Raw genomic sequence first — 20,537 nt, forward strand, 5'->3', positions numbered from 1 at the left:
CACCCGCCCCACGGTAGGACCTGCGGGATCGTTGCCGCAGGGCGGGTGCCGCGTCTCAGTCCTTCGGCTCGTCCGTCACCGGGATCTTCTCGCTGATCGTTTCGCTGATCTCCTCGGTGCGCGGGGCGGGCGGCGCCGCGCCCTTCACCGAGGCCGCCGCGCCGTTCTGGGCACTGGGTCCACCGTTCTGGTTCATGGTCGACAGCACCTGCCGGGCCAGACCAAGACCCGTACCGCCCATCGTCAGCGCCTTCGCGAACATCTCCGACATTCCGTCGGCCCCGTTCAGCAGGATCATGTGGTCCACATTGCTGAACGCGCCGGCGCCCGCCTCGACGATCTCCGGCCACTTCTCGGCCAGTTGCTGGGCGACGACCGCCTCCTGGTTCTCGGCGAGCGCGGCCGCGCGCGCCTTGATCGCCTCGGCCTCCGCAAGACCCTTCGCCTTCACCGCCGCGGCCACCGCCAGCCCGCGCGCCTGGTTCGCCGCGGCCTCGGCCTCACCCGTCACCCGGGTCGCCGTGGCCTGCGCCGCGCTCGCCAGTTCGGTCTCCTTCGCCTCCGCCTGCGCCGCCGAGATACGGGCGTCCCGCTCGCCCTCCGCGAGCGTCCGCTTCTCGTATGCCGCCGCGTCGGCGGGCTTGCGCACATCCGCCTGGAGCTGCTGCTCACGGCGCTGTGCCTCCAGCTCGGCGACCCGCGTCATCTGGACCACGACCTCCTGGCGCGCCGCCGCGTCCGCGAGCGGACCGGCCTGCTTCGCCTTCGCCGCTGCCGCCTCACGCTCCGCCTGATAGCCGGCCTGCAGGATCTCGCTGTCCCTCGTCGCCTCCGACATCCGGGCCGCGGCCTGCTGCTCGGCCTCCGTCGCCCGCCGGTTCGCCTCGGCCTGCGCGATACGGGCGTCCCGCTGCACCGCGGCGGCGTGCGGCATGGCGAGATTCTTGATGTAACCGGTCGGGTCCTCGATCTCATGGATCTGCAGCGAGTCCACGATCAGACCCAGCTTCTCCATCTCGGTGCCGCAGGCCGCCCGGGTCTGACCGGTCAGCTTCTCCCGGTCGCGGATCATGTCCTCGACCGTCAACCCGCCGACGATGGACCGCAGATGGCCCGCGAAGACGTTGTGGACCCGCTCCGCCATCAGCTTCTGCTGATCGAGGAAGCGGCGTCCGGCGTTGGCGATCGACACGAAGTCGTCGCCGACCTTGAAGATGACCACCCCGCGCACCTTCAGCGGAATGCCCTGGTGTGTCACGCAGTCCACGGACAGTTCGGTCTCATTGAGATCCAGCGACAGTTTGCGCACCGCCTGGATACCGGGCAGGACGAGCGTTCCGCGTCCGGTGACGATACGGAACCCCATGCCCTCGCCAAGACCTTCGGTCCTGTGCGTGGAACCGGAAATGATCAGCGCTTCGTTCGGCTCGGCGACTCGCCACATGAGCTTGAACAGGCCGATCAGGATGATGATGGCAGCGAGTACGAGTCCCGCCGCGACGCCGACGACCATCGGCACAGCCCCCTTCGCCCGGTACCGCCCGGTACCGGATGACCGGGAGTGTCCTCCTGATCGGGACGGGGCTCAACTGCCGTACGCGGCCGTGACATAGACGGTACGCGGCGGCAGATGTTCCACGACGGTGACCACCGTGCCGGTCTCGATGCGTTCCTTCGCGGTGGCCGGATAGGCGAGGAAGTGCTCGGCCCCGCCGCGGATGCGGACGATGACCTCGCCGACGAGCCCCGGCCCGACCGTGCCGGTCACCCGCCCCAGCAGCCCCACCATCGACTGGTCGTCCATGGTGGGGAGCCTACCCGCGCCGGGGCCCGTCAGATCCAGCCGTCCAGCGAGCTCATGAAACCGTCGAAGTCGTCGCGGTGGATGGTGTGGCCCGCGCCCCTGACCGTACGGACCTCGAAGCCGCGCGCCGCCAACTCGGCGGCGTCCTTTGGGGAGATGAGGAGACTCGGGTCGGCGAGCGTCACGAGCGAGGGCACCGCCGGCTTCGCCGGACGCAGGTCGGCGCCGAAGGCGTCGGCGATGCCGAACGCGGTGCCCTCGTCCCAGACCCGCACCGTCTCCAGCTCGATCTCGACGTCCGCGGCTTCCCAGCGCGGGTTCATGGCAATGATCTGGTCCCGCCGCAGCGCCTTGGCCTCGGCGAACTGCTCGGGTCCAAAACCCCCGTCGGCAGCGGCGATACGCCACGCCGGGTCGCAGTAGACAGCGCGCCGCGGCGCGAGCCGCTCCACAGCGAGCGACAGTGCCAGGCCGCCCAGCGAGTGGCCTATGGCCAGTTCGGCGCCGACGGGCAGTGTTTCGACGAGATCGTCGGCGAAGAGCTGCTGGCTGTACTCGCCGCGGGCGCTCGCACCATGGCCGCGCAGATCGACGGCGATGGCGCGGTAGCCCCGCTCGGCGAGCTCGGGTCCGACCCTCCGCCAGGTGCGGTGGTCGGCCATGATCCCGTGGACGAGGAGCGCGACGCGGTCGCCCTCGCCCCAAGTGGTGGTGTGGAGCTGCACAGTTGGTGCCTTTCCGGTGTGGTGTCCTCGACGGTCCCAAAGTTACACGTGTCAACATCCCGTAGCACTCGTTTCCGGCCATCCGCCAGACCCCGCGCGAAACGGTTCTGGAAGGATGCCGAGAGCGATGAGCCAGACACCCAAGCAGTCCGCAGAACACCCCGTCCCGACCAGTGCCGATGTCGCCCGGCTGGCCGGAGTCTCGCGAGCCACCGTCTCCTACGTCCTCAACAACACCTCGGCCGTACGGATCAGTGAGCCCACCCGCCGCCGCGTCCGCGAGGCCGCCGAGGAGCTGGGCTATGTGCCCCACGCCGCGGCCCGCAGTCTGCGCGCCGGGCACACCCGGATGGTGCTGCTGCCCGCCGCCCACGTCCCGGTCGGCCCGCTCTACAGCCGCTTCTTCAACGAGCTGCAGTGGGCGCTGCGGCGCCTCGACTACACCGTCGTCCAGTACGGCAGCCTCGGCCTCGACGGCGACGAGGCCGCCCGCGCCTGGGCCGAACTCCGCCCGGTCGCGGTCGTCTCGCTCGGCGAGGTCGCGCTCACCCCGCACGGCGTCGGCGTCCTCAAGCGCTCAGGCGCGAAAGCCGTCATAACGCTGGGCCCCGAGCGCGTCGAGGGAGCGCACTCCCTCGTGATGGACCAGCGGGAGGTCGGCGGCTGCGCGGCCGCGCATCTGATCGGCCGGGGCTACCGGAACATCGGCGTCCTGATGCCCGACGAGCCCGGCCTGGAGCTCTTCTCCCGCCCCCGGCTGGAGGGCGCGACCGAGGCCGCGATGCGCACCGGCGCCCGGATCGAGCCGCTGACCATGTCGTACGACGAGGAGTCGGCCGCCGCACTCGCCGCCGACTGGCGCGGACTCGGCCTCGACGCGGTGTACGCGTACAACGACGAGTACGCCATGCTCCTGATGCGCGCACTGCAGGACGAGGGCGTCGCCATTCCGCGCGAGACGGCGGTGATGGGCGCGGACGATCTGCTGCTGGGGAAGCTGCTGCGACCTCGTCTGAGCACCGTGCAGATCGATCTGGTCACCGGTCAGCGGCTGGCCGGACTCGTCGACCGCGTCGTACGCGACCCCGGTGCCGAGCCCGAGCGGCACGACCTCATGAGGGCGCGGGCCGTCCACCGGGAGTCCAGCTGACCCGGCGGGCAGGGCCTAGGGGGTCTTACGTTCCGCCGACGACGTGCGGGCCGGGCGGTGCGTGTCTAGCGTCGCTTGCATGAGTACTCCTCCGCAGCGCTTCGAGATCCTGCTGGTGCCCGAGCATGTCGAAGGCCGTGACGCGGCCACCCTGGCGCAGTTCGCCATCCGCTCCGCCGTCGTGGAGACCACGGGCCGGCAGGGATCCTCCGGCTACCCGCGCTATGTGGGCGACGGCATCGAGGCCGACATCGATCCGGCGACCCGCACGGTCGAGGCCCTGCTGGTGGACGGGGCGGAGCTGGACTACGGGCTGTCGGCGCGCGTCGTCGACGCGACCGACCGCTGACACCTCGCCGGTGACGACGCACCTCACCGTTGACAGGGGGCAGCACCCGGCAGAGACTCGGGGCGGGCACGTGTGAACGAGCGTTCACCGGGCGAATCAGCCGAACAGCCCGGCTTTGGGAGAGATCCGATGAGTATCCGCGACGTCTATGTCGTCGACGCCGTCCGCACCCCGATCGGAAAGTTCGGGGGCGCGCTCTCCCGCGTACGTCCCGACGATCTCGCCGCGCATGTCGTCAAGGCGCTCGTGGACCGCGCTCCGGAGCTCGACCCGGCCCGTATCGACGATGTGGTCTTCGGTGATGCCAACGGCGCGGGCGAGGACAACCGCGACGTTGCCCGCATGGCCGTTCTCCTCGCCGGGCTGCCCGCCTCCGTGCCCGGCGTCACTGTCAACCGGCTGTGCGGCTCGGGTCTGGAAGCGGTCATCCAGGCCGCCCGCGCCGTCGCGCTCGGCGACGCGTCGATCGCGATCGCGGGCGGCGTCGAGTCGATGTCCCGCGCCCCCTGGGTGCTGCAGAAGCCCGAACGGGCCTTTCCCGCAGGGCATCAGCAGCTGCACTCGACGACCCTGGGCTGGCGTATGACCAACCCGCGGATGCCGGCCGAGTGGACGATCCCGCTCGGCGAGAGCGCCGAACTCATCGCCGGTAAGCACAGAATCAGCCGCGAGCGGCAGGACGCCTTCGCTCTCGCCAGCCACCAGAAGGCCGCCGAGGCCTGGGGCAAGGGGCTGTACGACGGTGAGGTCGTCCCGTACGAAGGTGTGGACCTGGCACGCGACGAATGCATACGCGACTCCACGTCCATGGAGGCGCTCGCCAAGCTGAAGCCGTCCTTCCGCCAGGAAGGCACCGTGACGGCGGGCAATTCCTCGCCGCTCAACGACGGCGCCGCGGCGCTCCTGCTGGTCGACGAGGACGGGCTGCGGGCGACCGGCCGCGAGCCGCTGGCCCGGATCCGTACCTCGGCTGTCACCGGCATCGAGCCGCAGCTCTTCGGCCTCGGCCCGGTTCAGGCGGTGCGCCGGGCTCTGTCCAAGGCCGGCAAGTCCTTCGCGGACCTGACCACCTTCGAACTCAACGAGGCCTTCGCGGCCCAGTCGCTCGGCTGTCTCGCCGAATGGCCCGAGCTGGATCCGTCCCTGGTCAACCCGCGCGGCGGGGCCATCGCGATCGGCCACCCACTCGGCGCTTCGGGAGCCCGGCTGGCCGGATCCGTCGCCCATCAGCTCGCTGCCGCGGGCTCCGGAACCGGCCTCGCCGCCCTCTGCATCGGCGTCGGCCAGGGGCTCGCCCTGGTCCTGGAACGCTGAGGAAGCCCTCAGGCGTGTTTGAGAAGTCCCGCCTGCCCCGCGGGGCCCGCCCTCCGGGCGGACGGCGCTACTTCTAAAGTCCGCCCTAGGCCTCTGTCGAGGTCTCCGCCTCGGCGCCGCCCTTGGCGTCGTCGATCGACTTGCGGACCTCGTCCATGTCCAGCGCGCGCGCCTGACCGATCACGTCCTCGAGCGTGGCCTCGGGCAGCGCGCCGGGCTGGGCGAAGACCGCGACATTGTCACGCACGATCATCAGCGTGGGGATGGAACGGATCTCGAAGGCGGCGGCGAGCTCCTGCTGGGCCTCCGTGTCGACCTTCGCGAAGACCAGGTCGGGATGGCGCTCCGAGGCACCCTCGTAGACGGGGGCGAACTGTCGGCAAGGACCGCACCAAGAAGCCCAGAAGTCGATCAGGATGAAGTCGTTGTCCGTCACGACCTGATCGAAGTTTTCCTTGGTGAGCTCAACAGTGCTCATGACGTGCTACCTCTTCCTGATGTCCAGCGGACTCGCCCCCGACAACGGTGCCCAGGGCCGTGCTATTCCACCCCCTGCCCATGTGGCCATGACGCACACCAGGAACCAGACTGGCCCCATGACGGAAGCTGTGGAATATGACGTGGTGGTCGTGGGCGGCGGCCCGACAGGGGAGAACGTCGTGGACAGGGCCAGGGCGGCGGGCCTGAGTACGGCGCTCGTGGAGAGCGAGCTGGTCGGCGGTGAGTGTTCGTACTGGGCGTGCATGCCGAGCAAGGCGCTGCTGCGCCCGGCGATCACCCGCGCCGACGCGCGCCGGGTCCCGGGCCTGCGCCAGTCGGTACAGGGCCCGCTCGACGCGGAGGCCGTGCTGGCCCATCGTGACGAGTTCACCTCCCACTGGAAGGACGACGGCCAGGCTGCCTGGATCGACTCGACCGGCGCCCGCCTCTACCGGGGGCAGGGCCGGCTGCAGGGACCGAAGAAGGTCCTCGTCGACGGCCCCGAGGGCGAGCGCCATGTGCTGACCGCCCGGCACGCCGTCGCGGTCTGCACCGGCAGTCGTGCCGTCCTGCCCGACATCCCCGGCCTGGCCGGAGCCAAGGCCTGGACGAGCCGCGAGGCCACCAGCGCCCAAACGGTGCCGGGGCGGCTCGCGGTCGTCGGCGGGGGAGTGGTCGGCGTGGAGATGGCCACCGCCTGGAACGCGCTCGGCTCGCAGGTCACCCTGCTGGTACGCGGCGGGGGCCTGCTGCCCCGGATGGAACCGTTCGTCGGCGAGCACGTCGCCGACGCGCTGACAGAGGCCGGCGCCCGGATCCGTACGCACACCGACGTCGCCGCCGTCGTACGCGCCGACGGCACAGGACCCGTCACGCTGGTCCTCGAAGGCGGCGAGCAGATCGAGGCCGACGAGGTCCTCTTCGCCACCGGCCGCGCACCGCGCACCGACGGCCTCGGCCTGGAGACGGTGGGGCTGGAGCCGGGCTCCTGGCTGTCCGTCGACGACAGCTGCCGCGTCGAGGGAAGCGACTGGCTGTACGCGGTCGGCGATGTGAACCACCGTGCGCTCCTCACCCACCAGGGAAAGTACCAGGCCCGTATCGCGGGAGCCGCCATCGCGGCCCGGGCACGGCGCGTGCCGCTGCTCGAGACCGACCGCTGGGGCGCGCACTCGGCGACCGCCGACCACGCCGCGACGCCGCAGGTCATCTTCACCGACCCCGAGGCGGCGGCCGCCGGGCTCTCGCTCGCGGAGGCCGAGGCGGCGGGCCACCGCGTGCGCGCCGTCGACTACGACCTGGCCTCGGTGGCGGGCGCGGGCCTGTACGGCGACGGGTACCGCGGCCACGCCCGGATGATCGTCGACCTGGACCGGGAGATCCTGCTGGGCGTCACCTTCGTGGGGCCGGGGGTCGGCGAGCTGCTGCACTCGGCGACGGTCGCGATCGCGGGCGAGGTGCCGATCGAGCGCCTGTGGCATGCGGTACCCGCGTACCCGACGATCAGCGAGATCTGGCTGCGCCTCCTGGAGACGTACCGGGATGCCTGAGCGGCCCCGGGGAAGTCCGGGCGGCGTCGCGGGCCGATGGCTGTCGCCTGGCTGCGTTGTCGTCAGTCGCCGACGCTCCGCGTGGACTCCTTCCTCCGCCTTGCCAGACTCGGCCCTCGACCCTCCCCCGTAGCCCTGCGGGCACGGGGGTGCCCCCACCTTCACCCACCCGGACTTCCCCGACACCGCTTAGGCGTTCCGCGGGCCGGCCGCTGAGTAAGCCCTAGGGCGTGTTTTAGAAGTCCCGCCTGCCCCGCGACGCCTGGCACGCGCACTCGCGATGTTGTCGGAGTCGCCCAAGTACGTCCAGTACGAGGGCGATCCTCCGCCTTGCGATTGCACGCACCAGACGCCGCAGAGCCCGCCCTCCGGGCGGACGGCGCTACTTCTAAAACACGCCCTAGCCGCCGAGGCGCTCAAGTGCCCTGTCGGCAGTGCGGTGCTGGTGGACGCGCAGATGCAGAGTGGCCAGGTCGAGCAGCGGGGTGCCGACCGACAGGGTGCGGGCGCGCGTCACCAGATCGGCGAAGACGTGCTCGGCCTCGGTGGGGCGCTCGTGCGCGACGTCGCGGTACATGGAGGGTGCGAACGGGGATCCCGCCTGGGTCACCGTCGCCGTGATGGCGGCGAGTTGGTCGTCGGGGACGGGGGAACCCGCTGCGGCCGACACCGCGGCGGCCTCGGCCAGGATGGCGGGGCCCAGGCCGGATCCACCGGGGCGGCGACGACGTCGCCGACCGTGCCGCGCATCAGGCACGTGAGCGCGCCGACGGTGGTGATGAAGACCCACTTGTGCCACATAGCCCCGACGATGTCCGCCGATGCGCTCACGTCGATGCGCGCCACACTCACCGCCTTACGCACGTAACGGTCGTCGGTCGGCTGCCCCAGCATGCTCGCGGCGAGATCGGCCCGCGCGGTGAACACCCCGTCGGCGCTGTCCTCCGCGAGCCGGTACGTCGTCACCGTGCGCCACGCCACACCGGCGGTACGCGCCCGCCACACTGGCGACAACAGACGCCGAAGCGCGTCAGGCCAGCAGCCAGGCGATCAGCGACGGCGGCCCTAGATACCCGGGACCAGGTCCCCGGACATCGCCGCCGCCATCCGCAGATGCGGCGCCGCGTCCTTCTCGCGCCCCTGACGCTCCAGCGTGCGGCCCAGCATCAGCCGCGCATAGTGCTCCACCGGGCTGAGCTCCAGCACGGCGCGCAGCTCGGCCTCGGCCCGGCGCAGCTGCGCCGAGTGGTAGTAGGCACGGGCGAGCAGCAGGCGGGGCGCGATCTGCTCCGGCGCCTCCTCGACCAGCCCGCCGAGAATGCGGACCGCCGTGACGTACTCCTTCGCGTCGAAGAACAGCTGCGCGCGGTCCCAGCGCTCGGCCGCGGTACCGAACTCGTAGTACGTGTCCTTCACTTGCTGTCCTCCTCGCGGACATGGCCTGCTGTCTGTATCCCGCTCAACATACGATGGTGCTTGAACATTCCACTATCGGTTCCGGGCGTGGAGGGCTGACGGCTCGCGCCCGTACAGGAATAGGTTGAGCGCCATGAGCAATCTCGATCCTCAGGCCGCCCTCTCCGTCTGCGGCGGTCGTGGCTTCGTCGTCGCCGAGCCCGTCCGTGAACTCCTCAGCCCCCGCCGGGTCCAGCTCGGCGAGTCCACCGTGGTCCGCAGGCTGCTGCCCAACCTCGGCCGCCGGATGGTGGGAGCCTGGGCCTTCGTCGACCACTACGGTCCCGACGACATCGCGGACGAGTCCGGCATGCAGGTCCCGCCCCACCCCCACATGGGCCTGCAGACCGTGAGCTGGCTCCACGAGGGCGAGGTGCTGCACCGCGACAGCACCGGCAGCCTGGTGACGATCGGCCCGCGCGAGCTGGGCCTGATGACCTCCGGGCGGGCGATCAGCCACTCCGAAGAGAGCCCCAAGCCGCACGCCCGCTTCCTGCACGGAGCCCAGCTCTGGGTCGCGCTCCCCGACGGCGACCGGCACGTCGAGCCGCGGTTCCAGCACCACACGGACCTGCCGACCGTCACCGCGCCCGGTCTGACCGCCACCGTGATCCTCGGCAGCCTCGACGGTGCCGCCTCGCCCGGGACCACGTACACGCCGCTGGTCGGCGCCGATCTGGCGCTCGCCCAGGGCACTACAACGAGCCTGCCGCTGGACCCCGACTTCGAGTACGCCGTGCTGTCCATGTCCGGTGAGGCCCATGTTGACGGCGTGCCCGTACTCCCCGGCTCGATGCTCTACCTCGGCTGCGGCCGCACCGAACTCCCCGTGCGCGCCGAATCCGACGCGGGTCTGATGCTCCTCGGCGGCGAGCCTTTCGAGGAGGAGATCGTCATGTGGTGGAATTTTGTGGGGCGTACGAACGAGGAGATCGCCCAGGCCCGCGCGGACTGGACGACCGGCTCCCGCTTCGGCGAGGTGAAGGGCTACGACGGTCCTCCGCTGCAGGCCCCGGAACTACCCGCCGTTGCCCTGAAACCGCGCGGGCGGGTGCGCTGACCTGGGTTTGCGTACGTGGAATTGGTGTCCGGCTGCTACCTGAGCCCGGCGGTTTGCGCCCGGTTCTGGCTGGTGCCTGTGTGGCGGAGGCGGTCGGTGACCGAGGGGCCACCTGTAAGGGCACCAGAGGGCGACGACGGGTCGCAGATCGCGCAGCCCAGGGATGAGTGTTCGGCGAAGGGGATGATCGGGTGCCCTTCAGGTGGTGGAGCATGTCCCAGCCGGTGTGCAGCAGCCATTCGATGCCGATGAACGTCCACGAGTCGAGCCCGCGGTAGGCGCAGTAGGTGACAACGGCTGTGAAGGCGAACTCCAGGGGCGCCGAAGTCTCCGCCACTGAGATAGGCGGCACCGGCTCCGGAGACCGTGATCGCGTTGAATCGGCGCCGGTCCGGCTCGTGGACTGGAGACATGAGGATCACGTAGACGATGCCGATCAGGGTCGGCGCGATGATGGTCATCGTTGGGATTCATCCTTGGCTCAGCGGGTCCGGCGGTGGCCGGTGACCTTGGAGGCGGGCAGGCGGCCGGCCTTGGAGGTGCCGAAATCGGCCCACCGGACTCCGTGCAGGCGGGAGGCCCGGATCTCGGGCGGCTCTTGTCGCCACCGGCATCCTGGTGGGGCTGGCCGGAGCTGTCCGAAGGGGGCTGGTGCACGCTCTCGGCGGGCGGCGTGGGCGCGTGTGACAGCCGTGATCACGCAAGCCCTCTCCATCAGTTCGGTCGACGCTATTCGCGAAGGGGGGTCTCCGACAGTGAATGGAATGCCAGAAATTCACGGATTCCCGTCAAGGCAGACACGTGACGTCCGACGAAGCCAACGTCGTGCCTGCAGAAGCGTCCTTGCTCCATGGCGCGCGGGCCTCAAGACGGCGCTCAGCCTGATGAGAGTCCAGACCCAGCAGAGCGCTACTGGGCTTGTAGGCGTGGTGTCGTGAGGGACTGTCAGATGGTGATTATCGCGGTAGGCCCAGACTCAGCCGCACCGGCCCCAGAGCCGGCGGTCCCCCGGGGCGTATGTCCCGCGGAAGCACGCGGCGGACGCCGGAGTTGGGGAGCCATGACCAGCAGGCTGCTGGACGTGGTCGACTCCATGCATTTTCAGTGCGTGTCATGGCGGTGATCGATCAACTATGGGTCCAGGTCGGTCAACGGAGGTTCCCGTTCCAGCAAGGTCACCTGGCGAACCCGAACTGACTATGCTCCCCTTGCGTGTTGCGCTGCAGTCACAGCGAGTCACCGAACGCTGTGTTGCGCGCGGACGGAGCCTGGCCGCAGGAGGCGTGACCACCGATGCGATCTCGAACCGACCCGTCGGGGGCACCCATCGGAACACTTGTGCTCGGCCGAGCGAAGTCCCGACCGTTCTTGTCGGCGCACCGCATCACCCCCAGTCCACTAATTCCAGACTGTTTAGGGACCCCTCGATGGTTCGTGCAGGTTCAACCCCTAGAGCCCTGCCACGTGCAGTGGCTCCAGCATGGCTAATCTCCCCTGGTGTTCTGGCTGGGGCCTGCGGTGTAGCGCTGATCTTCGTCCCCGCCCAGATACGCACGTCGGTTGCCTGGTGCGGCCTCGTCGCGGTCGTTCTGACGGCCGTCACTTCGGCTGAGACGGCGCGTCGGGTGCGCTCGGCAGAGGCGGCTCGCTACGCCCGGGCGAGTGCCGACGTACAGCAGTACTACGCGCAGCGCGAAGCCGCGCTGTTCGGGCGCTTGTCCGATCAGCGGGCCACCACTGTATGGCTCGCCGAAGAGCTCCTCCCCGCGGCTGTCGCCCGTCTGCAGAAGGGTGAGCCTGCTTCGGAGATCCTGCAGTCCGTCACGTTCGGGGAACATCTCGAGAGCGAGTTCGCCGAAGCGCTCCGGGCAGCTCTGCGGACGCTCCTGGAAGCCGTAGAGGCCGAGGAGCACACGCGGGACTCCTCTCAGCGGGCACTGGTGGCGATCGCGCGCAGGGTCCAGGCGATCGTGCATCAACTCGCCAAGGACCTCCGCGACATGCAGATTCTCCACGGTACGGATGTCGTGGTCTCCCACGGCCTGCAGGACATCGACCATCGCAATGCCCTGATCGGGCGCCTTGCGGCCAGCATTGCGGTACTGGGTGACGCCCGGCCCGGGCGTCAGTGGGCGAAGGCGATCCCGCTCTACGACGTCGTGCGGGGGGCCATGTCACGCATCGTGGACTATCCCCGCGTGAAGCTGCAGTCGGTGACGGAGGTGGCTGTGATCGGCCAGGGAGCCGAGCCGCTGATCCACCTGCTCGCCGAGCTGCTCGACAACGCCACGACCTGTTCGCCGCCGCACACCCCGGTCGAGGTGACCGCGAGCGAGGTGCCTTCCGGTATCGCGATCGAGATCGAGGACCGTGGGGTTGGGCTCACCGAAGAGGTCCGGCAGCGCATCGACCGCGTCATGGCTCAGGCATCATCCGGCATCGATCTGGCCGACCTGGGCGAGGCGACGCAGCTCGGCCTGTCCGTCGTCAGCAGGCTGGCCCGTGAGAACGGCTTCGACGTCGACTTGCGCACCTCCGCGTACGGAGGAGTACGGGCCGTCGTACTCGTTCCGCGGCGCCTGATCACCACAGTTCAGCAGTCTGCCCCGAAAGCCCAACAGTTCGCGCCGAAGCACACGGGCGCACCGATCGTGCCGAGGCCGACGATGACGCGCGATGCCGCAGCAGATTCCGTCGAGGTCAAACAGACCGTCAACGGACTGCCGCAGCGGCGACGCGAGTCGCCCGTCCCGACACCGGTCGTCCGCACGACCCCCCATCCCCCCGCTGCTCCGGCCGCCTCCCCGGGAACGGCCGGCGCACCCCGGCAGCCGGGCCTGATGTGGGAGGCGTTCAGCGGCGAAAAGAGACCGAGCACCGACCCTTCCATCCAAACCAGCGAGCCATCAGAGGGTGAGTAACCGTGCCGCCACTGCCCAACATGGACTGGATGCTCAACGAGCTCGCGGCCAGCGTCCCGTACGTGCGACACGTGGTCGTGTTGTCATCGGACGGTCTGTGCATCGGTCAAGCGAACACGGAGACCGACACCGCTGACGCGATAGCCGCTGCCTGCTCGGGCATGCAGAGCCTGGCGAAGGCCATCGCGCTGAAGTTCCCGCACGGAGACGGCTCGACGCGCATGGTCGGGATCGAAGTCGACGGCGGATACTTCTCCCTGATGGCTGCCGGGCCCGGGGCCTATCTCGCAGTGCTGGCCGATGAGGAAGTGGACGCAGGGTTGCTGGGCGCCCGCATGCGTACGCTGGTGGTCCGGATCGGCCAGCACATGACCAGCCCGCCTCGTGATGACGTCGGGCAGGCGATGTGACGTCAGAGAACCAGGGCGCATGGGATGAAGGTAGTCCCGTGCCGCTGTATGTCATCTCCGGTGGCCCAGGTTCCTCAGCCAAGGCCTTCAACCTGGTCACCCTCGTCGCATCGAGGTCCGCACCCGAACCCGGTATGCAGCCCGAGCAGGCGGCCATCCTCACCATGTGCCAATACCCGCTGTCGGTGGCCGAGATATCCGCGTATCTGAGTCTGCCGTTCAGCGTCGTCACGGTGCTGCTCTCCAAGCTCGTCGACAACGAGCGAGTTGAGGCCATTGCTCCCGTTCCTGTCGCTGCGGTCCCCGAACTTGGCCTTCTGGAGGCGGTGATCCATGGACTACGTAAGCTCTGACGCACCCGCCGCCGGCCCCCGCAGCACGGACGTGCAGCTGCCGCACGGCGCCAGGGGAGTCAAGGTGGTGATTGTCGGCGGCTTCGGGGTCGGCAAGACGACCATGGTCGGGGCGGTGAGCGAGATCCCGCCACTGACCACCGAAGAAACCATGACTCAGGCCGGCGTCGGGATCGACCACAATCCCGGTGCGGAAGGCAAGAACACCACGACCGTTGCCATGGACTTCGGCCGCATCAGCATCAATGAGCAGCTGATCCTCTATCTCTTCGGCACGCCGGGACAGGAGCGCTTCTGGTTCCTGTGGAACGGCATTTTCGAAGGCGCGCTCGGCGCCGTGGTCCTCGTCGACACCCGGAGTATCGAAGTCTGTTTCGAGATCATCACCCGCCTGGAAGACCGCCGCGTCCCCTTCATCGTGGCCGTCAACACCTTCCCCGAAGCCCCGAAGCACCCGATACCAGCCCTGCGCACTGCTCTGGCCCTCAACGAATCCGTGCCCATCATCACCTGTGACGCACGCGACCGGTCGTCCAGCCGCGACGCCCTGCTCTCGCTGATGGGCTACCTGTGCACCCTCGCCGCAGCTCAGGAGTCCGTATGACCGTCCCACCCTCTGACCGCACCACCACAGAACCGGGGCTCACCCCGCCCCCGGGTTGCCCGGCCCACACCGCCACGGGAGCCGACGGAGTGACCCGGCTCTTTGGCGCCGCTGCCGCAACCGACCCCATGGGCCTGTATGAGAAGTTGCGTGCCACCCACGGTCCGGTGGCGCCCGTCCTGCTCGACGGGGACGTACGTGCCTGGCTCGTCCTGGGGTACCTCGAGAACCGCGATGTGGCCAGCCGCTCCACCCAGTTCTCCCGTGACCCCCGCATCTGGCACGGCTGGAAGAGTGGCGAGATCGACCCCACCGCGTCGCCGCTGGTGCCGATGATCGGATGGCGTCCCGACTGCGTATGTGCGGACGGCGAAGAGCACCAGCGCCTGCGCGGCGCGGTCACGGCCGGCCTCAACCAGTTCGATCAACGCGGGATCCGCCGCCACATCACCCGCTTTGCGCACCAGCTGGTCGATGAATTCTGCGAAAGAGGCAAGGCGGAGCTGGTCGGTCAGTTCACCGAGCACCTGCCCATGCTCGTTCTCACCCACCTGCTCGGAATGCCGGACGAGTACGGTCCCAAGCTCGTGCATGCCTCCCGGGACCTCTTCAAGGGCACTGAAACGTCGCTCGCCAGCAACGCCTATGTGCTGGAGACCCTCGAGCAGCTCGTCGTCGCCAAGCGCGCCCTGCCCGGGCAGGACATCGCATCCGTACTGATGTCCCACCCGGCCGACCTCACGGACGAGGAGGTGCAGCACCACCTGCGCCTCATCCTGCTCGCGGGCTATGAGACAACCGCCAATCTCATGTCCAATGTGCTACGGATGGTGGTCACCGACCCGCGGTTCCGCGGGTCGTTGGCCGGCGGCCAGATGACCTTGCCCGAAGCAGTGGAGCAGGTGCTCTGGGACGAGCCACCGCTGATGGTGTGCCCAGGCCGCTGGGCCACTGGTGACACCTCCCTCGGAGGACAGGAGATCAAGGCGGGAGACATGCTCCTGCTGGGCCTGGCCGCCGGGAACGTCGATCAGGCGGTCCGCCCGGATCCCTCGACCCGCGTGCACCACAACCGCGCGCACCTGTCCTTCAGCGCCGGCGCCCATGAGTGCCCCGGCCAGGACATCAGCCGTGTCATCGCCGACACCGGCATCGACGTCCTGCTCACCCGGCTTCCCGACATCAGCCTGGCCGTCCCCGAGGACGAGCTCACCTGGCGCTCCTCCACCTGGGCCCGGCATCTGACGGCACTGCCCGCGAAGTTCGCCTCCCGCAGTCCGGAAGCCCATGATGTGCTGACACCGCTGCCGGCCCCGCCCCCGCCGAGCAGCGGTATGCCGACGCAGCCCCAATGGCCGGCATCCGAGCCCGAGTTGATGCGCCGACCCGAACCCCGCGCCTCGTGGCGGGCGTGGCTGAGGCGGTTCCTGCGGAGGCGGTAGGCGTCGCAGGTCGCTTCAGAGCCGACCACCACAGCCGAGGGGGACTGCCGGACAGCGTGGATCGGCAGCCCCCTCAGAGCTGGGCGGGCACCAACCGAGTGCTCGTACCGTCAGGCGCGGCTCATGAGTCGGAACGGCTGTGCGGGAACAGCAGGTCGTCCACAGCTCCCCGGGCCAGGCGTTCGGCGTCTGCGGCCGGGCCGGACTTCTCCGCGGCGTAGCGCCCTGTGGACAGCGCCCAGTCGTAGTCGCCGCCTATCCAGTGCGGATTCGACCTGATGCCCAGTATCAGGAACTGGAAGGACCTGTCCTTCTACCGCCCCCGCCAAGCAAGCCGAGTACGTGCACGTCGACGCCCTGTGCGGCGAGAGCGGTCCCTGGACGTCGACTTCACCCCGCTGCGTGGTGACGGCCCGCCCCCCGACGGCTACGACCAGCCGCACAGAGGAGGACCACGATGAACCACTCCGCGCCCACGTCGGGCTCGTTGTACGGCGCCCATCGCGCGTACGTCGACCTTGTGAGCGCCTCATGACGCTGAGGGATACCGCTCGCCAGCGGGCACAGTGGCGGTGGAAGTCCGTTGCTCTTGGAACGGACCGCCTGCGGCAGCGTAGCGGGGTGCCCCGATGTACCAGGCATGGAGGCCGGATAGGAAACTGCAGGCTCCCCGGAGCCACGCCTCCAGCTCGATCCGTTCGCCGTGGTTCAGCCCGGCTTGCTGGACGAGCGGGGGCAGTTCGCTCTGTGTGAGGTGCTCGAAGTGGCGCAGTCGGGCGGTTACCAGATCGGCGGCGGTATGCATCGCTTCCTGGACGGTGATGCCCAGGGATGTTTCGAGGACTACGACGAGGTTGTTGACGTCGTGTTCGTCATGGACTTCCCGCTGATAGGAGGCGATGTCGTTCGCCAGACCCATGTAGTCCATGAAGGCGTCGAGCAAAGCACACACGGTCCGGCTGTGCCGGATCTGCTCAGGAATGCGTGCGCCGGTGGAGAGTTCGACGGAATAGGGGGCGGTATAGGCGGCGAAGCTCTCACGGCGGAACTGGGCATACTCGATGAGGTCCGGGACACGGCCGGCGCGGCTGTTGGCCAGTTCCTGAACTCCCGCGTCGATGTACCTTGTCAGGGCCCGGTTGAGCCCCTGCTGCCAGTGCGCCAGTCTCGGGAGGAACAGGCGTTGCTGGAGGTCGGCCATTCCCCTTTCGACGGCATTGGCCGGCTCCGGCAACCGGGCGCGCGGCTCCGGCGGCAGGAAGGCATGGAGACGGGCGGTGAAGACCTGTGCGCCTGCGAGGTCGCCCGTCTGTTTGAAGGCGGAGGCGAAGTAGTCGTCCCAGGCCAGAGCCCAGAGGTTGAACCGGTGATTGAGCCGGAGGCCGGCGAGTGAGGCATCAGGAAGAGCCCAGGCAGTCAGCTGGTCAACGGCCATGGCATGGAACTGGGACAGGGTCCAGATCGCCCGGCGGGCCGAGGGTGCTTCGTCGCTGGCCAGCATGCCCATCTCTCGCGCCCACGTCTCGGTCTCCTCGTGCAGGGCCGGCAGGTACGGATTCACCCGCACCGGGTACGGCATCCGCAGCATGGGGAGTTCGATGGCCTGCACTGTCATGGGATCCCTGCCTCCCCTTGGGCGCACATCGGTGTGCGGACCACAACCGCGAGCGGCTGCCCCTCGAAGGCAGCCCTCCTTGCCTTTCTCAACTCGCCTCGGGTGGAGAACGGTCACGCGCGTGGACGGCACGTCAGAGGGGCGCGTTGCGTACGCCCCGGCACGCCCTAAGCAGTTACAGGGGCCTGGCAGAACCCGCATGCAACAAGCGAGGACGTGAACGCGCTGCACATCGGGAAATCTTGTTGGTCGACCGGCTCGGCGCCGGAGTTCTCCGGCCACCGTACGAACCCAAGATCATCCTGTGGCGGGTCTCTGGCGTATCTGAGTCGTGCCCCTTGATCGGGGATTGGAAGGGGCTCGCGAATGTCAGCTCCTGGAGCATCGTTTCTCCCTCCGAGACGGCCCATAGCTTGACGATCCACTACTGCCACGGGGACGGACGCCGAACCGTTCCCGTCCTTTGGCGCTCCAAACCTGCCCACCCTGGCCGATCCGCAACCCCGCGCAGTGGTCCTCGGCCCGCGATCAGAGCGGGTTTGTACAGAAAAAACGATCCGTCTGGTCGGTTTGGCGCAAATTCGATCCAAAGACTGGCTTGATCGACCACTGACCGCCACTTGGCGGGCCTTGACCGGCTCACGGAGGACAAGTGGCATGGGCTATGCCGCCTGATGCGCAGAAGTGCGCACCGAAGTGGAGCCTCCAGGTTTCGATGCTGACCTTTTGCTGACCCATTGGGACCACATGCGAGTCTGACCTGGGGAAACATCGTGTCCGTGTGAGGTGTGGTGGAATTTCGTAGGCCGTTCGCATGGGGAGATCGAGCAGACCCGCTCGGACTGGATGACCGGCTCCCGCTTCGGCGAGGTGAAGGGGTACGACGGAGGTCCGCTGGCTGCTCCCGAACTCCCGCCGGTGGCCCTGAAGCCGCGCGGACGAGTACGTTGACCTGGGGTTACGGGCATTGGTTCGCGTTGCCGAGAGGTGCGAGTGTCGGCTCTCTTCGCCTGCCATACGGCACGGGGTGCCCGTGCCTCGAAGTGACCCACTCTGACGTGCGGATCGAGTTGCAAGTGTCGAGCCAAGCTGCAGCGGGCGCGTGTTGCTTTCGCGACTCGCGTTACCTTCCGGAAGGGGTGCACCACTGGAAGGGAGGACCGATCCTGGTGTGAGCCCGCGCTTGCGCCGCCCACCCCCTCGTGGGGACGGTCGTTCAGCGGGCGCTGCAGTGGAGTCGTGGCGCTTTGCGGCGGCGGATCGCGGGTGCGGGGAGCACAGAACGGGGGCCCGCACGCGCTGTCCGCGGTGCAGGAGCCGAACGAGCATTCCGGCCCCGCGGAGTTTCGCCGGGGTGGCGGAACGCGCGGGGCCGTGAGGGCGATCCATCAGGGAGGTCGACAGGAGTGACAGGCCTGATGCCGCGGTGCGGGCCGGGGTTCGCTCAGTTCAGCTGAAGGCGGTCGGCCAGTCCCGCGGCGGTGAAGGCGGCCACCAGGTCGTCGCGGCCTTCAGTGAAGTGGGCCCAACTGTCGAAGTGGACGGGGACGACCCGGCGCGCCCCGAGGAGCTGAGCGGCCTCGGCGGCCTGGGCACTGTCGAGCACCACCGTCGAGTCGAAGACGGGCAGGCGCGGAGCACCTGCGAAGAGAACGGCGGTGTCGACCGGGCCGAACCGCTCGCCGATCTCCTTGACCAGGGCGAGCGAGGCGTTGTCGCCGCTGACGTACACCGTGGCCAGGTCGGCTGCGGTGAGGACGAAGCCCACGACCTCGCCCGATATCGGTTCGACCTCCTCGCGCGTCCCAGGGCCGTGGATGGCGGGCACGCCCGTCACGGTCACGGTGCCGCCGTCGGGACGGTCCAGCTCGACGGACTCCCAGTCCTCAAGCCCCTTGGCGTCTGCGCCAAGGCGGCCCGCGCCGCTGGGGGTGGTGAGGGTGACGGGCACGTCGGCGAGGAGGGCCCGGCCGGAGTGATCGAGGTTGTCGGGGTGCTCGTCGTGGGAGAGCAGGACCACATCTATGCGACCGAGGTCCTCGGGCGAGGCGGAAGAAGGCGCGGTCTTGGTCAGGACCAGGCCGGGGCCGAGGGGGTAGTCGCCGGGGGCGTCGAAGGTGGGGTCGGTCAGGAACCTCAGCCCGCCGTACTCGATGAGCGCGGTCGGGCCGCCGAAGACGCGGACGGGGATCTGCTCAGGGGGCGTGCTGGCAGCGGACATGCAGGAAACACCTCACGGATCGCAAGCGGTTCATCCGTGAGAGACGTTAATTGCTTCTCACGGAAGAATGCAAGCTGTAACATGAGAGTCATGGAGGAGACCGTGACCGCCGAGCCCGTGCTGCCGCCCGCACCGGGCGCGGAGCAGTACCGCGCCCTCGACTTCGCCAACAGCGCCATCGCTATGCCCGGCGGCCGGTTCCTCGACCTCCTCGGCACGCCCGCCGCCACGAACCAGTGGCTCACCGAACACGACCTCGCCCCGACCGGCGCCGGACTGCAGGAGACGTGCGCGGCGCAACTGCGGACGCTGCGTGAGCAGATCCGGGCGCTGCTCGCCTCCCGGGTGGACGGGCACCCCGCCCCGCCGAGCGCTCTCGCCGCCGTCAACGGCGCCCTTTCCAGGGCTCCCGCGGCCTCCCTGCTGCACTGGGGCCCCACCCGCGGCCTGTTCCGGGCCGACTCGCACCCGATCACCCAGATCGTCGACCACGCCTTGGCCGCCCTCGCCGACAACGCCGCCGACCTGCTCACCGGCCCCGACGCAGAACGCCTCGCCGCCTGCGGCTCCAGCCCCTGCACCCGCTACCTGCTGCGCCACGGCCGCCGCCAATGGTGCTCCACCCGTTGCGGCGATCGCGTCCGCGCAGCCCGTGCCTACGCCCGGCGCACTCGACTCGAGTCGCACTGAAACAGCTCGGTCTCCGATCGACCCGGCCCCGGAGGTTCAGCTGTGCCCGTCCTCGAACGCCAGGGCGCCGAGTATCTGGGTGCGCATCTCGTCGTCCTCGGCGTGGCCAGTGCCGGCGAGGACCCTCAACTCGGCGTCCGGCCACGCCTTGGCCGGCTCACGGGCCGTGGTTAGTGGGGCGTCAGGTCCAGCCGCCCGTGGACCAGGGGTGAGTGACACACGCCGTCTCGGTGCTGTCTCGTGCGTCTGACGTGCCGCGAGGCTTCTCCTGTAGAGCCAATACCAGTGACTTAAGAATCCCAGGCGCGTGGGACCTTCACTGGTGGGTTGATCGGGGCCGTTTGTGGTGTGGGGCGATGGCCACGGCTTCGGCTGGGTCGAGTGTGGGCTGCGG

At 69.2% G+C, this 20,537-nt stretch carries 21 protein-coding genes and 3 pseudogenes; 12 read left to right on the plus strand and 12 right to left on the minus strand.

Annotation, left to right across the window (positions count from 1 at the left end):
* Positions 1-55: 55 nt before the first annotated feature.
* The 3 genes from SLUN_RS35160 to SLUN_RS35170 all read right to left on the minus strand — a co-directional run bounded on the left by SLUN_RS35160 (position 56) and on the right by SLUN_RS35170 (position 2,529).
* Complete coding sequence (locus SLUN_RS35160; protein WP_108153956.1) at positions 56-1,513, minus strand: SPFH domain-containing protein; 1,458 nt, start codon at positions 1,511-1,513, stop codon at positions 56-58.
* A 72-nt stretch (positions 1,514-1,585) separates the two neighbouring features.
* A complete protein-coding gene (locus SLUN_RS35165; protein ID WP_108153957.1) occupies positions 1,586-1,804 on the minus strand; it encodes an NfeD C-terminal domain-containing protein in 219 nt (72 codons plus the stop codon).
* Positions 1,805-1,833: 29 nt separating this feature from the next.
* A complete protein-coding gene (locus SLUN_RS35170; protein WP_108153958.1) occupies positions 1,834-2,529 on the minus strand; it encodes an alpha/beta fold hydrolase in 696 nt (231 codons plus the stop codon).
* A 127-nt stretch (positions 2,530-2,656) separates the two neighbouring features.
* Here SLUN_RS35170 and SLUN_RS35175 point away from each other — a divergent pair, with 127 nt between their 5' ends.
* The 3 genes from SLUN_RS35175 (at position 2,657) to SLUN_RS35185 (ending at position 5,342) form a co-directional block, all read left to right on the plus strand.
* Positions 2,657-3,679: a LacI family DNA-binding transcriptional regulator gene (locus tag SLUN_RS35175; protein ID WP_108153959.1), complete on the plus strand. Its 1,023-nt coding sequence runs from the start codon at positions 2,657-2,659 to the stop codon at positions 3,677-3,679.
* A 79-nt stretch (positions 3,680-3,758) separates the two neighbouring features.
* Entirely contained in the window at positions 3,759-4,028 is a 270-nt protein-coding gene (locus SLUN_RS35180) for a hypothetical protein (protein ID WP_108153960.1), read from the plus strand.
* 129 nt (positions 4,029-4,157) lie between these two features.
* The gene (locus SLUN_RS35185; RefSeq protein ID WP_108153961.1) at positions 4,158-5,342 is read left to right on the plus strand and encodes a thiolase family protein; all 1,185 of its coding nucleotides are present in this window, start codon (positions 4,158-4,160) and stop codon (positions 5,340-5,342) included.
* An 85-nt stretch (positions 5,343-5,427) separates the two neighbouring features.
* Here SLUN_RS35185 and trxA read toward each other — a convergent pair whose 3' ends face one another.
* On the minus strand, positions 5,428-5,820 hold the full coding sequence (trxA, locus tag SLUN_RS35190) for a thioredoxin (protein WP_108153962.1): 393 nt from the start codon (positions 5,818-5,820) through the stop codon (positions 5,428-5,430).
* 118 nt (positions 5,821-5,938) lie between these two features.
* On the opposite strand from trxA, the gene SLUN_RS35195 reads away from it, so the two are divergent.
* On the plus strand, positions 5,939-7,372 hold the full coding sequence (locus tag SLUN_RS35195; RefSeq protein WP_108153963.1) for a dihydrolipoyl dehydrogenase family protein: 1,434 nt from the start codon (positions 5,939-5,941) through the stop codon (positions 7,370-7,372).
* Positions 7,373-7,772: 400 nt separating this feature from the next.
* Here the strand turns inward: SLUN_RS35195 and SLUN_RS41760 are convergent, their stop codons facing one another.
* The 3 genes from SLUN_RS41760 to SLUN_RS35205 form a co-directional block, all read right to left on the minus strand.
* Positions 7,773-8,042: a ketopantoate reductase C-terminal domain-containing protein gene (locus SLUN_RS41760; protein WP_257153854.1), complete on the minus strand. Its 270-nt coding sequence runs from the start codon at positions 8,040-8,042 to the stop codon at positions 7,773-7,775.
* Positions 7,979-8,353 (minus strand): hypothetical protein, encoded by a 375-nt coding sequence (locus tag SLUN_RS41765; RefSeq protein ID WP_254710173.1) that lies wholly within the window; start codon positions 8,351-8,353, stop codon positions 7,979-7,981. The genes SLUN_RS41760 and SLUN_RS41765 overlap by 64 nt, the downstream gene beginning before the upstream one ends.
* 84 nt (positions 8,354-8,437) lie before the next feature.
* On the minus strand, positions 8,438-8,788 hold the full coding sequence (locus SLUN_RS35205) for a tetratricopeptide repeat protein (protein ID WP_108153964.1): 351 nt from the start codon (positions 8,786-8,788) through the stop codon (positions 8,438-8,440).
* A 133-nt stretch (positions 8,789-8,921) separates the two neighbouring features.
* Here SLUN_RS35205 and SLUN_RS35210 point away from each other — a divergent pair, with 133 nt between their 5' ends.
* Positions 8,922-9,887 (plus strand): pirin family protein, encoded by a 966-nt coding sequence (locus SLUN_RS35210; RefSeq protein WP_108153965.1) that lies wholly within the window; start codon positions 8,922-8,924, stop codon positions 9,885-9,887.
* Positions 9,888-10,134: 247 nt separating this feature from the next.
* On the opposite strand, the pseudogene SLUN_RS42460 reads toward SLUN_RS35210, so the two are convergent.
* Together SLUN_RS42460 and SLUN_RS42465 are read right to left on the minus strand one after the other, a co-directional pair.
* Positions 10,135-10,239, minus strand: a pseudogene (locus tag SLUN_RS42460) (DUF6010 family protein); the annotation flags it as partial.
* Between the two features lie 25 nt (positions 10,240-10,264).
* Positions 10,265-10,348: pseudogene (locus SLUN_RS42465) on the minus strand (DUF6010 family protein); the annotation flags it as partial.
* A 1,164-nt stretch (positions 10,349-11,512) separates the two neighbouring features.
* Between SLUN_RS42465 and SLUN_RS35220 the strand changes: the two are divergent.
* Genes SLUN_RS35220 through SLUN_RS35240 form a run of 5 tightly spaced genes read left to right on the plus strand, consistent with a single transcriptional unit; the run spans position 11,513 to position 15,617 of the window.
* Entirely contained in the window at positions 11,513-12,808 is a 1,296-nt protein-coding gene (locus SLUN_RS35220) for an ATP-binding protein (RefSeq protein ID WP_159100402.1), read from the plus strand.
* A 20-nt stretch (positions 12,809-12,828) separates the two neighbouring features.
* Positions 12,829-13,218, plus strand: coding sequence for a roadblock/LC7 domain-containing protein (locus SLUN_RS35225; protein ID WP_108155110.1), 390 nt, complete (start codon positions 12,829-12,831; stop codon positions 13,216-13,218).
* 38 nt (positions 13,219-13,256) lie between these two features.
* Positions 13,257-13,571 carry a DUF742 domain-containing protein gene (locus SLUN_RS35230; RefSeq protein ID WP_257153855.1) on the plus strand — a complete coding sequence of 105 codons (315 nt, stop codon included), beginning with the start codon at positions 13,257-13,259 and terminating at the stop codon, positions 13,569-13,571.
* Complete coding sequence (locus SLUN_RS35235; protein ID WP_108153968.1) at positions 13,552-14,175, plus strand: GTP-binding protein; 624 nt, start codon at positions 13,552-13,554, stop codon at positions 14,173-14,175. The genes SLUN_RS35230 and SLUN_RS35235 overlap by 20 nt, the downstream gene beginning before the upstream one ends.
* Positions 14,172-15,617 carry a cytochrome P450 gene (locus SLUN_RS35240; RefSeq protein WP_108153969.1) on the plus strand — a complete coding sequence of 482 codons (1,446 nt, stop codon included), beginning with the start codon at positions 14,172-14,174 and terminating at the stop codon, positions 15,615-15,617. The genes SLUN_RS35235 and SLUN_RS35240 overlap by 4 nt, the downstream gene beginning before the upstream one ends.
* Before the next feature lie 529 nt (positions 15,618-16,146).
* On the opposite strand, the gene SLUN_RS35245 is transcribed toward SLUN_RS35240, so the two are convergent.
* Positions 16,147-17,232 carry a terpene synthase family protein gene (locus tag SLUN_RS35245; RefSeq protein WP_159100403.1) on the minus strand — a complete coding sequence of 362 codons (1,086 nt, stop codon included), beginning with the start codon at positions 17,230-17,232 and terminating at the stop codon, positions 16,147-16,149.
* A 786-nt stretch (positions 17,233-18,018) separates the two neighbouring features.
* On the opposite strand from SLUN_RS35245, the pseudogene SLUN_RS35250 reads away from it, so the two are divergent.
* Positions 18,019-18,183 (plus strand): annotated as a pseudogene (locus SLUN_RS35250) (pirin family protein); the annotation flags it as partial.
* 493 nt (positions 18,184-18,676) lie between these two features.
* Here SLUN_RS35250 and SLUN_RS35255 read toward each other — a convergent pair.
* Entirely contained in the window at positions 18,677-19,453 is a 777-nt protein-coding gene (locus SLUN_RS35255) for an MBL fold metallo-hydrolase (RefSeq protein ID WP_108153971.1), read from the minus strand.
* A gap of 90 nt (positions 19,454-19,543) precedes the next feature.
* On the opposite strand from SLUN_RS35255, the gene SLUN_RS35260 reads away from it, so the two are divergent.
* On the plus strand, positions 19,544-20,143 hold the full coding sequence (locus SLUN_RS35260; RefSeq protein ID WP_217505500.1) for a CGNR zinc finger domain-containing protein: 600 nt from the start codon (positions 19,544-19,546) through the stop codon (positions 20,141-20,143).
* Positions 20,144-20,179: 36 nt separating this feature from the next.
* On the opposite strand, the gene SLUN_RS39725 is transcribed toward SLUN_RS35260, so the two are convergent.
* Positions 20,180-20,362 carry a hypothetical protein gene (locus SLUN_RS39725; protein WP_159100404.1) on the minus strand — a complete coding sequence of 61 codons (183 nt, stop codon included), beginning with the start codon at positions 20,360-20,362 and terminating at the stop codon, positions 20,180-20,182.
* Positions 20,363-20,537: the final 175 nt, after the last annotated feature.

Origin of the sequence: Streptomyces lunaelactis (genome assembly GCF_003054555.1) — a bacterium.
Classification (GTDB): domain Bacteria; phylum Actinomycetota; class Actinomycetes; order Streptomycetales; family Streptomycetaceae; genus Streptomyces; species Streptomyces lunaelactis.

Bases quoted from the DNA above. Each gene is read 5' to 3' on its own strand.
- SLUN_RS35180 (WP_108153960.1), top strand. From the start codon at position 3,759: ATGAGTACTCCTCCGCAGCGCTTCGAGATCCTGCTGGTGCCCGAGCAT.
- SLUN_RS35165 (WP_108153957.1), bottom strand. From the start codon at position 1,804: ATGGACGACCAGTCGATGGTGGGGCTGCTGGGGCGGGTGACCGGCACG.
- SLUN_RS35245 (WP_159100403.1), bottom strand. From the start codon at position 17,232: ATGACAGTGCAGGCCATCGAACTCCCCATGCTGCGGATGCCGTACCCG.
- SLUN_RS35235 (WP_108153968.1), top strand. From the start codon at position 13,552: ATGGACTACGTAAGCTCTGACGCACCCGCCGCCGGCCCCCGCAGCACG.
- SLUN_RS35225 (WP_108155110.1), top strand. From the start codon at position 12,829: ATGGACTGGATGCTCAACGAGCTCGCGGCCAGCGTCCCGTACGTGCGA.
- SLUN_RS35255 (WP_108153971.1), bottom strand. From the start codon at position 19,453: ATGTCCGCTGCCAGCACGCCCCCTGAGCAGATCCCCGTCCGCGTCTTC.
- SLUN_RS35185 (WP_108153961.1), top strand. From the start codon at position 4,158: ATGAGTATCCGCGACGTCTATGTCGTCGACGCCGTCCGCACCCCGATC.
- SLUN_RS35260 (WP_217505500.1), top strand. From the start codon at position 19,544: ATGGAGGAGACCGTGACCGCCGAGCCCGTGCTGCCGCCCGCACCGGGC.
- trxA (WP_108153962.1), bottom strand. From the start codon at position 5,820: ATGAGCACTGTTGAGCTCACCAAGGAAAACTTCGATCAGGTCGTGACG.
- SLUN_RS35175 (WP_108153959.1), top strand. From the start codon at position 2,657: ATGAGCCAGACACCCAAGCAGTCCGCAGAACACCCCGTCCCGACCAGT.
- SLUN_RS35195 (WP_108153963.1), top strand. From the start codon at position 5,939: ATGACGGAAGCTGTGGAATATGACGTGGTGGTCGTGGGCGGCGGCCCG.
- SLUN_RS35240 (WP_108153969.1), top strand. From the start codon at position 14,172: ATGACCGTCCCACCCTCTGACCGCACCACCACAGAACCGGGGCTCACC.
- SLUN_RS35210 (WP_108153965.1), top strand. From the start codon at position 8,922: ATGAGCAATCTCGATCCTCAGGCCGCCCTCTCCGTCTGCGGCGGTCGT.
- SLUN_RS35160 (WP_108153956.1), bottom strand. From the start codon at position 1,513: ATGGTCGTCGGCGTCGCGGCGGGACTCGTACTCGCTGCCATCATCATC.